The sequence below is a fragment of the Rhizobium sp. MHM7A genome (genome assembly GCF_005862215.1).
GTDB classification, from domain to species: domain Bacteria; phylum Pseudomonadota; class Alphaproteobacteria; order Rhizobiales; family Rhizobiaceae; genus Rhizobium; species Rhizobium bangladeshense.
This window is the reverse complement of the sequence record NZ_VCHT01000001.1, coordinates 1,366,211-1,380,233: the sequence shown is the minus strand read 5'-3', so window position 1 is coordinate 1,380,233 and position 14,023 is coordinate 1,366,211. Positions and strand designations below refer to the sequence as shown.

The 14,023-nt window shown below is 53.3% G+C and carries 17 protein-coding genes and 8 tRNA genes; 5 read left to right on the top strand and 20 right to left on the bottom strand.

The features are described from left to right. Nucleotides 1-610 precede the first annotated feature (610 nt). The 13 genes from FFR93_RS07850 to FFR93_RS07790 all read right to left on the bottom strand — a co-directional run bounded on the left by FFR93_RS07850 (nt 611) and on the right by FFR93_RS07790 (nt 7,404). A tRNA-Met gene (locus FFR93_RS07850) sits at nt 611-689 on the bottom strand. Nucleotides 690-873: 184 nt separating this feature from the next. Beyond that, nucleotides 874-949, bottom strand: a tRNA-Met gene (locus FFR93_RS07845). Nucleotides 950-1,419: 470 nt separating this feature from the next. Next, nucleotides 1,420-1,496, bottom strand: a tRNA-Met gene (locus FFR93_RS07840). Between the two features lie 142 nt (nt 1,497-1,638). Beyond that, nucleotides 1,639-2,301 carry a hypothetical protein gene (locus FFR93_RS07835; RefSeq protein ID WP_138392779.1) on the bottom strand — a complete coding sequence of 221 codons (663 nt, stop codon included), beginning with the start codon at nt 2,299-2,301 and terminating at the stop codon, nt 1,639-1,641. A 58-nt stretch (nt 2,302-2,359) separates the two neighbouring features. Continuing rightward, nucleotides 2,360-2,433, bottom strand: a tRNA-Gly gene (locus tag FFR93_RS07830). 709 nt (nt 2,434-3,142) lie between these two features. Beyond that, nucleotides 3,143-3,217, bottom strand: a tRNA-Gly gene (locus FFR93_RS07825). Between the two features lie 249 nt (nt 3,218-3,466). Continuing rightward, a tRNA-Val gene (locus FFR93_RS07820) sits at nt 3,467-3,542 on the bottom strand. 432 nt (nt 3,543-3,974) lie between these two features. Next, nucleotides 3,975-4,049: transfer RNA gene (locus FFR93_RS07815), tRNA-Asn, on the bottom strand. 56 nt (nt 4,050-4,105) lie between these two features. Further along, nucleotides 4,106-4,181, bottom strand: a tRNA-Ala gene (locus FFR93_RS07810). Between the two features lie 626 nt (nt 4,182-4,807). Continuing rightward, nucleotides 4,808-5,284 carry a hypothetical protein gene (locus tag FFR93_RS07805; RefSeq protein WP_138392778.1) on the bottom strand — a complete coding sequence of 159 codons (477 nt, stop codon included), beginning with the start codon at nt 5,282-5,284 and terminating at the stop codon, nt 4,808-4,810. A gap of 89 nt (nt 5,285-5,373) precedes the next feature. Further along, nucleotides 5,374-5,877, bottom strand: coding sequence for a hypothetical protein (locus tag FFR93_RS07800; RefSeq protein ID WP_138392777.1), 504 nt, complete (start codon nt 5,875-5,877; stop codon nt 5,374-5,376). A 10-nt stretch (nt 5,878-5,887) separates the two neighbouring features. Next, entirely contained in the window at nt 5,888-6,505 is a 618-nt protein-coding gene (locus tag FFR93_RS07795) for a hypothetical protein (protein ID WP_138392776.1), read from the bottom strand. A 65-nt stretch (nt 6,506-6,570) separates the two neighbouring features. Then, a complete protein-coding gene (locus FFR93_RS07790) occupies nt 6,571-7,404 on the bottom strand; it encodes a hypothetical protein (RefSeq protein ID WP_138392775.1) in 834 nt (277 codons plus the stop codon). 268 nt (nt 7,405-7,672) lie between these two features. Here FFR93_RS07790 and FFR93_RS07785 point away from each other — a divergent pair, with 268 nt between their 5' ends. Then, nucleotides 7,673-7,867, top strand: coding sequence for a hypothetical protein (locus FFR93_RS07785; RefSeq protein ID WP_138392774.1), 195 nt, complete (start codon nt 7,673-7,675; stop codon nt 7,865-7,867). Between the two features lie 99 nt (nt 7,868-7,966). Here the strand turns inward: FFR93_RS07785 and FFR93_RS07780 are convergent, their stop codons facing one another. After that, on the bottom strand, nt 7,967-8,431 hold the full coding sequence (locus FFR93_RS07780; RefSeq protein ID WP_138392773.1) for a hypothetical protein: 465 nt from the start codon (nt 8,429-8,431) through the stop codon (nt 7,967-7,969). Between the two features lie 164 nt (nt 8,432-8,595). On the opposite strand from FFR93_RS07780, the gene FFR93_RS07775 reads away from it, so the two are divergent. Together FFR93_RS07775 and FFR93_RS07770 are read left to right on the top strand one after the other, a co-directional pair. Beyond that, the gene (locus FFR93_RS07775; RefSeq protein ID WP_138392772.1) at nt 8,596-8,976 is read left to right on the top strand and encodes a hypothetical protein; all 381 of its coding nucleotides are present in this window, start codon (nt 8,596-8,598) and stop codon (nt 8,974-8,976) included. Between the two features lie 77 nt (nt 8,977-9,053). Continuing rightward, a complete protein-coding gene (locus tag FFR93_RS07770; protein WP_138392771.1) occupies nt 9,054-9,266 on the top strand; it encodes a hypothetical protein in 213 nt (70 codons plus the stop codon). Nucleotides 9,267-9,552: 286 nt separating this feature from the next. Here FFR93_RS07770 and FFR93_RS07765 read toward each other — a convergent pair whose 3' ends face one another. Next, nucleotides 9,553-9,993, bottom strand: a complete 441-nt coding sequence (locus FFR93_RS07765; RefSeq protein WP_138392770.1) for a hypothetical protein — start codon at nt 9,991-9,993, stop codon at nt 9,553-9,555. 101 nt (nt 9,994-10,094) lie between these two features. Further along, nucleotides 10,095-10,355, bottom strand: a complete 261-nt coding sequence (locus tag FFR93_RS07760) for a hypothetical protein (protein WP_138392769.1) — start codon at nt 10,353-10,355, stop codon at nt 10,095-10,097. 304 nt (nt 10,356-10,659) lie between these two features. Between FFR93_RS07760 and FFR93_RS07755 the strand changes: the two genes are divergently transcribed. Next, nucleotides 10,660-11,208: a hypothetical protein gene (locus FFR93_RS07755; protein WP_138392768.1), complete on the top strand. Its 549-nt coding sequence runs from the start codon at nt 10,660-10,662 to the stop codon at nt 11,206-11,208. Here FFR93_RS07755 and FFR93_RS07750 read toward each other — a convergent pair whose 3' ends face one another. The 3 genes from FFR93_RS07750 to FFR93_RS07740 all read right to left on the bottom strand — a co-directional run bounded on the left by FFR93_RS07750 (nt 11,209) and on the right by FFR93_RS07740 (nt 12,914). After that, nucleotides 11,209-11,967, bottom strand: a complete 759-nt coding sequence (locus FFR93_RS07750; RefSeq protein WP_138392767.1) for a hypothetical protein — start codon at nt 11,965-11,967, stop codon at nt 11,209-11,211. Nucleotides 11,968-12,066: 99 nt separating this feature from the next. Next, nucleotides 12,067-12,465: a hypothetical protein gene (locus FFR93_RS07745; RefSeq protein ID WP_138392766.1), complete on the bottom strand. Its 399-nt coding sequence runs from the start codon at nt 12,463-12,465 to the stop codon at nt 12,067-12,069. Nucleotides 12,466-12,560: 95 nt separating this feature from the next. Next, the gene (locus FFR93_RS07740) at nt 12,561-12,914 is read right to left on the bottom strand and encodes a hypothetical protein (protein ID WP_138392765.1); all 354 of its coding nucleotides are present in this window, start codon (nt 12,912-12,914) and stop codon (nt 12,561-12,563) included. 199 nt (nt 12,915-13,113) lie between these two features. On the opposite strand from FFR93_RS07740, the gene FFR93_RS07735 reads away from it, so the two are divergent. Continuing rightward, nucleotides 13,114-13,686, top strand: coding sequence for a hypothetical protein (locus tag FFR93_RS07735; RefSeq protein WP_138392764.1), 573 nt, complete (start codon nt 13,114-13,116; stop codon nt 13,684-13,686). 48 nt (nt 13,687-13,734) lie between these two features. Here the strand turns inward: FFR93_RS07735 and FFR93_RS07730 are convergent, their stop codons facing one another. After that, nucleotides 13,735-13,989: a hypothetical protein gene (locus tag FFR93_RS07730; RefSeq protein WP_138392763.1), complete on the bottom strand. Its 255-nt coding sequence runs from the start codon at nt 13,987-13,989 to the stop codon at nt 13,735-13,737. Between the last annotated feature and the right edge of the window lie 34 nt (nt 13,990-14,023).

The following is a 14,023-nucleotide window of genomic DNA, read 5'->3' as shown; positions in this document are numbered from 1 at the left end:
GCGGCTCCCTTATCCATAACGCCTCTCGATTCCTTGAGCCGTTGGACCCCGTATTGTCGAGGTGGTGAGCTAGCATCCCGTTAGGGTGTGCCGCCTGAAGGCCGCAACGTTCCGGACCATGCGCCGGGGTAGCGTTGCCAGGGAGACTGTCGTCTCAGCCCTTTCCTTAATTCCGTGGTGGAGAAGTTCGAACCTTCCCCTTTCATGCCTTTGCGACCGTCAGCCTGTATGGACCAGGCGATCCAAGCGATGGCAGCCAAATTGATGATTGTCTGCTTTATGCCTGTCGTCAATGGAATGCCGCCCAGGAATTGAACCTGGCATGGAGCCGAAAGGATCACCCAGGCTCTATTATGGATTCTGGCCACCCAGTTGGCCCATGCGACATGTTCGTTAGATAAGACGGCGCGGGTCGCTCCGTAGAACGCCCGCAATCGATCCTTTACGCCACCAGCCCTAAGCAAGGTGAATACACGGCCTGCCCCATACCACGGACCTCTGGACAGATTGGCTGTGCGCTTTTCTGGTCCGCCGACCCCGTCTTTCAGGCGACTTCCATCACCTGTTTTCATTCTGCTGTGCTGCCGTGATCGGCGCAATCAGTATGACTTGGTTGCGGGGGACGGATTTGAACCGTCGACCTTCAGGATATGAACCTGACGAGCTAATCCGGGCTGCTCTACCCCGCTTTATTCGAAAACTGCCACGATGACCGAGGACATCACCTGATTAAGGGCTGATCGCGCGTGGCTACGCATTGAAGGTATCACCTGGTTTCCGTGTTGACGGACCTCCCGGCCAAGTCCCCGAGTGATCCCGAGGGGCATGGGTGCGCATTTAGACAGCTGGCTGACAGCGCTTACCTGGTGAATTTGGTTGCGGGAGCTGGACTTTAACCAGCGACCTCCGGGTCATGACCCCGGCAAGCTTTCTCTGCTCCATCCCGCCAAAACTGATTGCCGTTTCTCTCCCCGGCCAAGTCCGGAACACCCGCTGGATGTTCACTGGAGCCTCCGAACGAAGGCACACGAAACCGTCTGAGACGGCTCGGAATCGCCAGCTCTGCCGAGCCAGCTGACCGCCATCGTGAAGATGCCGGTGTCTGTGAAAAAACTTGGACGGTAATCAGGGTGGGATTTCAACCGCACGACCTCCAGCTACAATGCTGGACTCTGACACTGAGCTACCTGACAACCTCAGACCACTTAACAAGAAGTCCTATTGGCCCCGTCCTTGTCGACATGACGCCCATTCTTTTCGCTTTGCCAGTAGACGTTTCGAACCGTACTGGGGCTACTCAACTCGGGAACCACATCATTTATCGATCACACCAGCCGTATGATCGTCCGGCCCCGGCAGATTTGCCCTCACTGGTATATCAACTACCTGCTGACTGCACCGCCTGGGTTCAACGGAATTTGGTTGCGGGAAGCGGATTTGAACCGCTGACCTAATGGTTATGAGCCATTCGAGCTACCAGACTGCTCCATCCCGCGTTATGCTGTTTGAGGCGCTAACCTCTTGAAAAACATCGATATGGTTTGGGATCAAAGTCCCTCAGGCTCCGCCCAGGATTGATGCGTTTGCAACCACACTTCATCCCTTAAGGGCAGGTTCGCATATCGAATTCCTGCAAAATCAGTCGTCGTAAGCTGAACCTGGAGGGTCCCGGAAACGAAACTTTGTTAGATTCTCGATCTCTGCCTTCATTTCCTCGGTCATAAAGACCGTCACGTAGACCGTCCCTTTCGTTTCCCACTCAGGTTTGTGAAGCGAGACCATCCCGATCTGCGCGCCTACACTGAGCGTCGCATGGAAAAAGATACCGAGCGAACTTTTCGATAGCGAAGGCGAATGATGATCATCTGAGTGAAACCAGCGAGCACCCTTCTGCTTCAATCCTATCTCTTCCGACGGCTGCCAGTCCTCGTATCGGTCAATCCTTGTTTCATCGTACTGGATGAGGCTGATCCGTGGCGGAGTCCGAAAGCGGAATTTAGTCCTGGTCTCGACCTGCTCCTTCATAGAGGGTGTCATGAAGACACTAACCGTCACCAAAGAGCCTCTGAATCGATAATTGAAGGGCCAGATCATTCCGATCTTTGCGCCAGCGCTGAGGATTTCCAGGAAAAATGTCCCGAGCGATCCAGCCCGTAATTCCGGCGACGGATTTTCCGAATGCCACCAGGATGGTTGCTCAAGGACTTCTTGTTGATCACTCATAGAGGTGCTTTCTAAATTGGAGCCGGTGGTGGGATTCGAACCCTGGGTCTGCGCAAACCCTTTCTCATCTTCCGCCAAAGGCGGCTGTTCTACCGTTGAACTACGACCGACATGAAGTGTGCATTCGCACGAAATTTGGAGCGGGTGAAGGGAATCGAACCCTCGTATTCTGCTTGGAAGGCAGTTGCTCTACCATTGAGCTACACCCGCATTTGGCACGTCCAGGCCCAACCCTCACCTGGGAGGAAGCCGCACGCCTCCTTTGATCCCAGGCTTTCCGCCTAGCGCAATGAGATCGCGTCAGATGCATGACATCCCCGATCTCCCCTACCTCGCGCCGTCCTACCGGCCAGGTAACTGGTTTCCATTAGGAAGGATACCAGCTCATTAAACTGTTCTATTCGCCCCACACCTATCGAAACCGGGAGGACACAACGCGCCGTAGCTGGCCGTGCTATCCCGTAAGGCTTAACCCCGTGAGGTTTACCCCGAAGGGTATGTTTGGCACCTTAAGACCTGATGACTTACGCCATCGTTTCTTTTTCCGCGAATAGCATGGATGAGCGACACTCATCCCCCTGCTACCAAAGCCGTCCGACCGGCTTGCAACAGCTTGCCGTGCTAGTCGGATCAGGCAAGTGCTGAAAACAAGAATTTCTCGAAAAGGAATTCCTGTCAACAGGCTTTGCGGAAAAATCGGTCGGAAGCTGAATACCTTTGAGTGGATTGCCGTCACTCGTTGAAATTCAGCTTCCTCAGGAAATAGTTGCTGCTCCTAGGCCCTCAGTTATTCCCAGACTCGGAGGGCTCCACGCCTTGTGGTTATCCGATTTGGTGTCTGGCTAGATGTCCCCATGTCAAAGCAGCTGGGAGACCCACGCTCGTGGAACAGTGCTGCGTGTTTCGCGCTCCGTGAATTTGGAGCGGGCGAAGGGGATCGAACCCTCGACATCTTCCTTGGCAAGGAAGTGCTCTACCGCTGAGCTACACCCGCATTTGACCGTAGGAGTGGCTGTCAACCCGAACTTATGAGGCTCAGGGTCACCATCATGCTCAAGCAGCGCGCGGCCTCTTAAGTCATCTTTCTACGGTCGTGGTCACTACGCAGCACCCGCGACCGGTGTTAAACACCTGTTTCTTGCCTTTCGGCCAATCTTCCCCGGCATTTATCAGACCTGCGAGTCTTGCAGATCACCTGACACCTTCAAAGAAGCATGTCGAGGAGGGCCCGAGGCCCCTTATATGGTAGGTCGTGACGGGATCGAACCGCCGACATCCTGCGTGTAAAGCAGGCGCTCTCCCAGCTGAGCTAACGACCCATTCGTTTTTCGTTGTTTATTGACTTCGCCACGCCTTTCGCCAGAAGTGGCGAAAACCACGGCGCAGCCCTTTGTTTTCGTCTGCCGTTAATATGCCCTGGCCCGCGTTGCCTTATTAATGGCAACCAGAAGCGTCGTTTTCCTTGGCCGTAGCGCCACACCGGCATCTTGATCTGGGTCGGGAAGGAGAGGCTTGGCAGTTCAGACACCAAGCCGCCTCGGGCTGTCGAAAGCCCCGCTACCCCTGCAGGCTTCCTTCCCGATTTCGTGGGCCATCGTCTCGAACGAACAAGGCCCGAGATGATCACATGCGCATGGAATTCCATGAGTGGAAAAGATAACATTCACCCGAATTTCCTCCTGCCGCGACCATATAGTCCGCAGGAATTCGGATTGCTCCGAAGTTCACAGGAGGTTTGCAAACCTCTGGTTTGGCTCTAAGGGCCGGATTCGAACCGGCGACCCCCTGATTAACAGTCAGACGCTCTACCGCTGAGCTACCCTAGAATAAACCCTTACAGAGGCGTCATCCGACGGCCCTGCGTATTTCTTTAACGAAACGGTGGTGGAGCTGAGCGGGATCGAACCGCTGACCCCCTGCTTGCAAAGCAGGTGCTCTCCCAGCTGAGCTACAGCCCCATTACCGTGTGTACGTTACCTACAATTTCAAAAAGCGCTCCAGGTTGCCTGGAGAATTCCGGTGAAGCATTTGCGCTTCGATGATTTGAAGTTAGCGGCGGCAAAAACGAAAGTCAACAGCAAAAATCAAAAAAATTATTTATTTTCAATAACTTAGGTTGATGGCGCAGGTCTTCGTTCGCCCAGTTTTCAGAGCGTTGGCAAAGTCCCGTCGTGTGATCCGAAGGGTGCGTTCAGCACCGCCCCATTACCGTCTTCGTCCATTTCGTTTCCTGTTCCCGGGCCAAAGAAAAAGGCCCCTCCGGTTTCCCAGAGAGGCCTTTTGGTTTTCACCAAACCCAGGAGTTTCAGCTTCCTTGCTTAATCTCCGTGCCTCTCTGCCATTGCGCACATACCGACGCCGCGCCCTGCCACGTTGGTGGCGGTCGCTGCGTTAATATTGGCAATGGCGAAAAAGCCGGACATGTGAATTTCAATTACTCCTGAGCAAAATCGCTCATTTCCATTTATGTCGTATCGGCGGAAAATGTCAACTCTGCATTCAATAAAAATTTGAAATGCAATTGTTCGTTTTCCTTGATGAGATGCTGTGTCGAGCGCTTTGCCTGGTGAGTTATGGGCTATTTTCAGAAGGCTGGCGCTGGTGCTGATAATGGGATGTCGGTGATCTGTAGCTTTCCACTCGATATCATTTCTACTGCCGTTTCATGCTTGATCGCGTTCAGTATCCTCAGTTGCTCGGGATAGAACATCGCAAATTCAAACATCTTTTCGCCTTCATGCGTTTCGAAGCAAACGGAATCGTATCCCTCAGCTATGAGGTCATCGGCGTATTTTATGGCTTCCTCATTGGAATAATTGCGTTCAATGATCGAGATGAAGCTCACGTTACCACGCAACGGTTCGAACTTTAATTGGTTGAAATCGCACTCTACAACGTACAGGAAGCCATCTGAGGATTTGGAATAGCGCGCAGCGTACTCGGGATTGTTGGTGACGAAGAAGCCAATGTGTTGCTGCGCGTTGTCGTAGCGAGGGAAAACGTCCTTCGAAAATGAATCAAAGCGACGATGGCTGCCGTGATAGAGTATGACCGAACTCATGCTGGTGTCTCGCGAAGTATGAGTTTTCAGTCTTGTCCGGCAAGACGGCAAAGGACAAATCGTCAGGTTGGGCAGGTCTCTTGTTCGCTTTAAAGACCTGGTCCCGGGCCGTACTCTTCTTCGATATCCCTTGCCGCCCAGGCTGACTTCAACTCTTCGACGAGTTCGAGATCACTCTGCGACAGCCGGGTACGTAGCTGGTCCAACATTTCAGCCGTGATCGGGATGGTTGCGGCCGAAGAACCATTTTCCCGATAAGCTCCAACAGCTGAATAGGTATCGGTTTCGAGATTGTAGGTGAGCTTGTAGCTGCGCGGACGAAAACGGTCCGAAAGCTCCCAGTCGATCAAGGGATGGTCCTTAATCGTATTCTTGATTATCGGAGCGGACCGGCAAACGATTTGCAGGTTGTCTATGCCCGCTCCGAACAGATCGGCGCGGTACTGATTGAGAACGTCGACCAGGCCTTCGACCTTCGTGAGGTCGCCATCGATCTCATCCAGGAGGGATGAGAGGTCCAGATCGGTTACGGCCGCGAGCTTGCACTGCAGAATGTTTCTCGCCGATTTTGTCTGCGGCTTCGGTGTCGCCATTGTTTTCTCCTCAGCGCATCACGATGCCGTGGGATCGGTACTCGGCCTCGAACATCTCAACGCGGATGAGTTGTTCCGCGTTCAGCGTCTTTTTGAGCCGCTTGACCTCGACGTCATCTCCTTCGCGCCTTTCATTTGACGCCGTACGCAGATGTGCTTTGAATTCGGCCGCCGAAAAGTCATAACTCAAGACCCAGCGCTCGTTAGCGTTGACGTCTTCGATTGTCCAATCGATAGCGTCTCCGAAAACGTTCTCTTCAACACAGATCAGACCGTCGCCCTGTTCCAGTACGATCTTTTGCAGAGCGTCAAATTGGAGACTCCAGTCGTCGAGTTGTTCCTTTTCCGTAACCGGAAGCATTGCGACGAGGGCTTCGACCTGCCCGGTCGGCAGCTGCCCGAGTTCACCCGCCCACGCAGGCTTCCCATTAATCTGCTCGATCTCCATCACGGTGGCGGCGAAGCTCTTATCGAAGAAGCGATACTGCAGGAAGACGTCAACCGGACCAGCCTCAAATCCCCAAGCGGCATTGATCTGGTTTCGGGGCCTCTTGAAATTTGGAAAATCGGGTCCTCCTCTAAAGGAGGCCAGGCCGAGATTAAGGTCGTGGTAAATCGGTGTGGTCATTAATGTGTCCTCGATCAGTATTCAGAGCATTTCTCGCAGGGAGCGGGCAAGGCTTTCCATATGCCTTAGCGGAAAGGCGCGAACTCGCGAAACATGACATGGTCCCATTCTTCGATCCGCTCCTTGTGCTCCGTCGGGAGCGCATCGCGGAAACATGCGATTTCGCGTTCGGAAGCATTTCGGAAGCTCGCGGTCGCATCGTTATGCGGAATGATTATCCGCGCATCGAATGTTTTTTCGGGCAATCGATAGGTAAGTTCGATCTGCTGGCCGCTGCCGTTCGAGAACTTCCACATGGCCTTGAGGTCATCTGTTCCGTCGTCAAGCTCTTGAAGCTCCGGAACCTCTGGGTTGTTCAGTTTCAGCGCGGTTAGGAGTTCGACCTCTTCGTAAAAGCTCTTCAAGGCGTCGCTGACCGCTTTCAGGGATTCCGCATCATCGACAATAGCGTGAAAGGCAGCGGCTTTCTCGTAACCGATAGCCTTACTCAGAACCACTGTGAGATGGTCGCGCGACGTAAGGGACGGCCGCTCGGTGAGTGCCTCCCGTTTATCCCAAGAGGAATTGGCATCGAAGCGTACGAAACCATCGTAGGGAGCAATGAGTGTGTCGGCAATTTCCTGGTTTCTGGCTTCGTCGATCTGGCCGCGAGGCGGGTTGATGGTGACAAGGGTGTAGTCCCCCTCGAAAACCTTTTCATATTCTTTGTCGGCCCCTACCGGATGGACATTGATCACTCGTTCCCGCCCATCCTCATCAAAAACGAGACTGGCCGTTGCTTGGCTGTTCGGAAGCACTTCGATCTTTATGGTACCAATGTTTTCGCCTCTTCTGAGGACCTTGAGGATTTCCAGGTAGTGAACGTCTCCGGCCAGGACAATTTCGGTTCTATCAGCCATAACAGCAACTCCAATTAGGTCGCTGAATGGTGCATGGGGTCCCAGCAAGGTTCAAAGGGGATGGGAAGAAACGGCACTAGAAGGCTTGGCTGGTCAGCGTTTACGACGCTTGGTCGCGATTAAAATGCATAAAACGTTGATCTTTTGCATGAAAAGGAGGCGGTCCCGTCTCTTTAGCGCCGAGGATTCCCGCAGTAAGCTCGCCGCATCAGGAAGCGGCACCAGACGGTCCGGGAGACTTCGCGAGCATTGCTCGATAGCGAACACGATGTTTTTGCCGATTCCTCTCGATCCGGTCGCCGTCGAAAACCCCGTGCTTACAAACCTCTGCCAGAGAAGCGTCAATCATCGCATCCGTCGGTTCTTCGGGAACGAGTTTCCAGCCAGGCGGGAGCTGAGTTTCGTTCTCAGACGTGTTCAGAAGAGCTTCTATCGCATCCACGATCTCGTTCTGGTGGAGTAACCTCCACTTGGTTCTATCGTCACCGTGCTTAGCGCGATTGACCTCCAAGAGCTTCGCGTTGACGGCAGCGAGGATATCTTCCCGGCGGACACTCATACTTTACTTCAGCCTCCGCAGTTTCGGCTGCTCAGATCGCGCGTCGAATAACGATTGCATTTGCTTCACCTGGGCGATTTCGTTTTCCGGAAGGAGTGCGTAGACCTTCTGAACTATGTCGTCGTCGAAAAACCTCGATTGGTCATTCGCGTCTCGAACTGAGTACCTCCGGAAGCCGAAGTTGTAGACGAGTTCGAACAAGGCTTCGGCCGCCTCGTCTTCTGCAGTCCAGATAACGTTTACTTTCGCAGCAGGTCTGAGCAAGTTGTATGGCCAGAGCGATTGCGTCAGCCGCAGCGCGCCCTTGCAGCGTTCTGCCGCGTCCTTGCGAACTACGGAGAGGGCGGCGATGACGTCATCGATCTTGATGACGTCGGTTCCGAGACCGGCGAGCAGACCGTCGGCGTCAGCGCCCAGCGCGCGCTTCAATGCTGCTTTTGCCTGCTCGATATCCATCTCACTTTTCACGGATAGTGCGCCTCAATGTTTCCTTTTTGATATAAGGAGAAAACTAGGCGTTGGAAAGTCGTCGGCTGTGCGCTTTAGGACTTTTGTCCTGTCGACCTTTCGAACGCTGGACAGCGCTCTCTTATCGCAAGCATAATTCCTTCAATGGAAACGGAGAGACCACCATGTCCTTTCTCGCTGAAATAAAATCCACCACTGAAGCTGTTGCGGCCGAAAAGGCTCGCCAGGAACAGGCTGCTCTCGAAGCGGAGGTTGTTCGTCTGAACCAGCGGCAGACCCGCGAGCTTGAGCGCTACTCCCTGGAGGGTCTCAAGGAAGAAATCCGCAAGGCAGCCTCGGAGGGCAGGACGCGCGCTTCAATCAGCGTTTTCAGCTATGAGGATCAAACGCCGTCGTGGTGGGAGCCTGTAAAGGAAAAACTGACAACATTGGCATCCACTTTAGAGGTGGCTGTTGATTTTGACGTGTCCTCTCTCGCCTCCAGTGGTTCTGATCCACTGTTTGATCACACAACTTATTACGGTCGCGCTTACTTCAGTTGGTAAGCTTGTCGCTTCACGGGCTCTTGTCCAAGGCTCTTGACCAGACTACGGTGTGTCATTGTCAGTGATGTGGGTGTGCGATGTCTGGTCCTTTTTCTTCTGATGCCTCCAACAGCGAAGCTCGTTTCGATGCCATTTTAGCGGCACTCGAAGACCTTGAGTTGGACGAGGATACTGCAATGAAAGTCGCGGAACGGATGGAGCGATTTGTGGCTCAAGCCGAGCGTAATGCGGCTGAAGACGCCGTTAGCGCGGAGCGAGAGTTAGAGCAAATTGTCTCTCGTCGTATTTGATGATGCCCAGCATCCTCCGCCGCGATTTGTCGACGGGGGATGGCAGTCGTCGTAGTTCCTCAGAATTTCGGGGTCAGGCCTGGTTCCTGGAAAAGATAGTTGAAAACGCGGATCGTCCCCTTGCACGGTGTGTAAAGGAGCGGCCCCAAAGTAAGCGGTCACTGTGAACATCCGCCTCATTGCCAATATGTCTTCACGTGAGACCGCATGACCGGAGCTGTAGCTCAGACCTTCACCGCTTCCATTACCTGACTATCGCGTTTGCGCGATGCTGATGCGCAGGGAGTTAGCCTGCCTCTTGAGGTTCGGCGATGTCGGTTTTCAGAGTGAGGCTGGCGTAGTTATCGCTGTTTGCTTTGATAGCGTCTCTCAATTTTACAGGATCGGTATCGTTTGCAGAGCAGATCGCAACTACTTCCAGCAGTGCCTTGCGCAGATTGGCGATGTCATCCACTGCGCCTTTCAGTTTGCGTTGAAGGCGATACTGCTCCGGGGCAAATGGCAGTGTGTCATCGACTTGTACTCCAAACTTCATGGATTGCCTGATCGCGCATGGTCCGCATCGAACCCTATCGGAATATTCAAAGCACAGGTTCTGACTCGGGCAGATGTCCTTGACATCGCTTTGACGCAGAAGCCTCTGATGGTCTTCCATCGTAAAACGAACCGCGCTCGCCAGTTCCTCACATGACATGTTAACGGTGTGTTCTTTGCAATCGTTCGCCATGAGCCCAATCGTTCTAAGAGATGTGTTTCCTATTTTGTCGCTTCCGACGGGATCATGTCTATGGTCAATCGACAGGTAATCAGACTATCCGGCAGATGCCATCAGCGGCCGAGCCAAGGTTTCCCGAGGGCACTCAGGAGGGCACGTGCCGCCAAGCGCAGGCTGGGCTCGCAATCGGTTGCCGTCGAGTCCGCGTAATGCCGAGCATCCGAAAGGAGTTCTTCCATCTTCGGATCATCGGGCCGGACAAAATAGTGCGATTTCGTGGAACGGATGATTTCAGGAGCAGGAAGATCGCGCTCCATATGGTCTATTAAAAAGGTCCGTGGAACCCGCACAACATTTTCTGAAGCTTTCTGCATGATGCCCCATCCGTTGGTTGACCGGATTTATATGGCGCATGCCCACATGTTTTACAACGAAATCGCAAGAGGTGGCCGCTATCTTGTTATTCGCGAGCCAAAGTGCTGAGGTGCTGGAACGTTTCTACGAGGTTTTATCGCCATGTCCTCTACCGATTTTCTGTTTGCGCAGTCCGCCATCGAACGCATAGGACAGCTTGAAGAACACTTTCTGCTGCGCCGCTCGAATCTGACCATCAACAGGTGTGGTGGTTGCGGTGGTCCTGCTTACCAGCAGCCCTGTTCAATCTGCAACTTTTACCCAATGGGTGAAAACAAGGGCCATTACTCTCCGAAGGTCGCAACCCTCGATCATTTCAGGTCCGCAATCGACCGTAGCGCTCCGGCTGGAATGGTGTCGAACCTCGCAACCTGGTACTTCAAGACGAGGTTCGAGCGAGTCTCTGTGTTGAAGCATATGGTGCCGGAAGCGATTTCCGAGGCCGCTAAGCTCGATATGCCCTCTGCAGATGCGATCTGGGACCTTGTCGTCAACGAGGAGCGCTCCCTTGGCAGAGAGCGCCCTCCGCTGCACATCCAGTATGGTTGGGATGCCGTCGACGGGCTCAACTATCTCCGCACTCATCGCCAGATGGATACGAAACTTGCCGCCCGTATTGGCGAAGCGGTCGAAACCTGGGTCCGGGCTGTTTACAGTGACGATCTGGACGCGACCGTATCCGCGCTCAACGAGGTCGGGCTGCTTCTGCGGAACCACACTGCACACATTGTGAACGGGAACCGCTCGGCTGCGCTCAAGGCCGCCGAGCAGGCTATCGAGAACCTCCCCTCCGCACCGGCACCGACTCCGTGATCAGGCTTTTTGCCGGGCAATCGCGAGCTTCAGCTGGCTCATTTTCGCTTTTCGGCGGTCGATCAGGGTCTGCAGGGTCTGATTCGCCCGGATGAAAACTCCGTTCTTCCGGCTGTCGAGATAGACCTCATGCTCGTTGCATGCCTGGATGGCGTCGTCGATGAGCCTATTGATTTCATCTCCGGGCAGCTTTTTGTCCATCCACTCTTCCAGGGAGAGACCTGCTTTTGCCGCCCGCGTTTCTTCATAGGTGCGCTGTGACGGATTGAGCTTGGTGATTGCTGCTGCAACGACGGCTCCTCGATCTTCGTCGGCTCGGATACGCTTGCGGCGACTGACGGGCCGGTTGAGGAAGTCGAAATCCGGCTCGAAGCTGAAGTCCCGAAGGAACAGGATAGAGGTCTCGCCGTCTGGCTTCGGGGTAACATCGATCAGCTCGCGGTTCGGGTTTTCCCAGACCATGTGGAATTCTGCCGTCCAGAACACGCCCGGCCATTCCCAGATCATCCAGCCATGAACAGGCTTTCCACCTTCCTTCTTGATCTTTTCGGCAACTGTCAGATTGCAGAAGCCGTACATTCCGTCCTGATCGGATTGGACTGGGATGAATGCCGGTTCGGACCAACAGAGGTCGATGCAGAATTCTTTGAGCGCTTCGGTAATCTCTGTAGGTGTCGTTTCAAGGACTTGGGTTGGATTTCTTCGGATGAGTTCGTCGGAAATCATCTTCGCTTGCTGAAGCTGTTGAGAATTGTTCATCGAAAGGCCTATCAGATGTCGTTGGCTCGCATTTAAGGCCCTGTCCGGTATCATTCAAGAAACCGGACAAAGGTTTTCGTGCTGAAATCTGGTTTGATTTTAAAGGATTTCCGAAAGCTCGTAGCTCTTACCTTCCTCACCTTTCGGTGTGACAAGCATGATTTTCAGGCCGCCGTCAAAGAAATCGCCGTTCCCTCCGAGCCGACGCATTCCTCGAATAAAGGCGATTGGAACGAAATCGCTGAAATCATCGAGATCAGGCTCATCGTTCCAATGATCCCACTCGTTCGTTTTGATGAATTGCAGCAAATCTCCGAGGTCGTCCCATTCGAAGAATGAAGACCCGTCTGCAAGCTCATGTTCTTGATCTCGGTACGTGGTCATCGTCTTTTCTGGATTGAGACGATGGAAGATAGCGACTTCTTCCTCGGTATTGACGTAGCGCGCGATATGATTTGTTGACGGATGAAGAAGTCCAAAGGAAATTTTTTCGACCACGATTTACTCTCTCAGATTTGATGCGAGAGAGATATTGTTCCGCCATAAATGCCGAAGATCAATGATGAAAAGGATGACGTCGTCACCCCTGTCTTTTACATGCCGGGAGCAGCGGCAGGCTGATCGAGCTGGAATTCTTCCGCAAATTTGGCCGCAACTTCTTCAACCGTTTCAATCAGCTGCGGAACAGGAAACTTCGTGTAGTCGAATTCGTGGAGGATATAGCCGTAAAAAGTTTCTGAACCTACGGCGTCCAAGCCACCTTCGGGCAGTTGAGCTCCGATCTGATCGACGACAGCAGCCATTTCGATCAATGCGTAGTGGGTGCCGCTCTGGGTAGCGTTCTCATTGAACTTCGCCAGGTCTTCATACATCTCAAGCTTTCCTTCGAATTGAAAAGCAAGTGCGAGTGCCGTTGCAGCCTGGTCTTTCGAGATCATTTCGGTCATGTGTCACCTTTTTTTGCGTTCAAAGAGATCGTTGTCCACGGTTGCGCAACCGACAAGCAAGTCTCAGTCTACTGGTGACAGCCTTTAAAGGCAGCTCTGGTTCTCTATATAGTCTCAGAATTAACCCGGACACTTATCCCCTATGCCCGTTCAAGCAGCCGTTCGAGCCGAACTCGATGAATTCGTTCGCAGTGGATGGATGGACTACGTCCTGCGTGCCGATGGCTGGTGGTATACGGGTGACGGTGCTCTCAAGTCGATCCGGCGAAGCAATGCGCCGATAGCGTTCCAGGAGACGAGGCTCTTGCTCCGCGATGACTTGCTCAAATCTCCGACGCTGTATCGTTCCCTCTTGCTGGCGAAAGATTACGATTATGCCGCTCTGTTGAATGTCCCCTATGACTTTGGGCGGTATTGGACAAACGACTGCTCTGTAGCGCACGAATACAGGCCACGTCGCTGCTATCAAACCGATCACCCAATGCCGGAGACGGGGATTCCTTATGTCGTTCGCATTGACGATGTCGCGATGGACGATGTCGATTGGATCGCAACAATTGGCTGCCGGTTGACGAATCCGACTCTCAATGAGGTTCGTTTGAAGCCAGGCTTATCGAAGATTGCTTCCAGCATCTCCAGAGCGTGGGGCTTTGATGATCGAACCGTACGGTCAACGCCTCCCGTACCTGGTATCCTTCCCGTTGCAGAGGGGCCGGGGTTTCTCGAAAATTTTACTGCTCTTAACGCAGCGGTAAGTCAGTGCGCAGGGTGATTAGTCGCTCGCCTCGTAGTCTGTCTTCGGCTACTAAGCTGCGTACATTCAGCCAGGTCTTTTTCCTAATGCCATCGGCGATTTCGGGGTGTCCTTTGGATTGAACTGGATCGAGTAGATTATGCCGACCAGCCCGATAAGGAACATCCAGTTCCCTATCGCTGTTTGTCGCCCGGCTGCCAGTTGCATAATCGAAGTAATCATTAGTGTTACCAGGCTTGCCGGACCGATAACCTGACCACCTTTTGCAGGACACATGATCCTAAGTCCGCGAAGAGGAATGAATTTGGCGAGTGACTTCATAATTGCCTCCAAGTTTTGAATAGCTTGGAGCGAG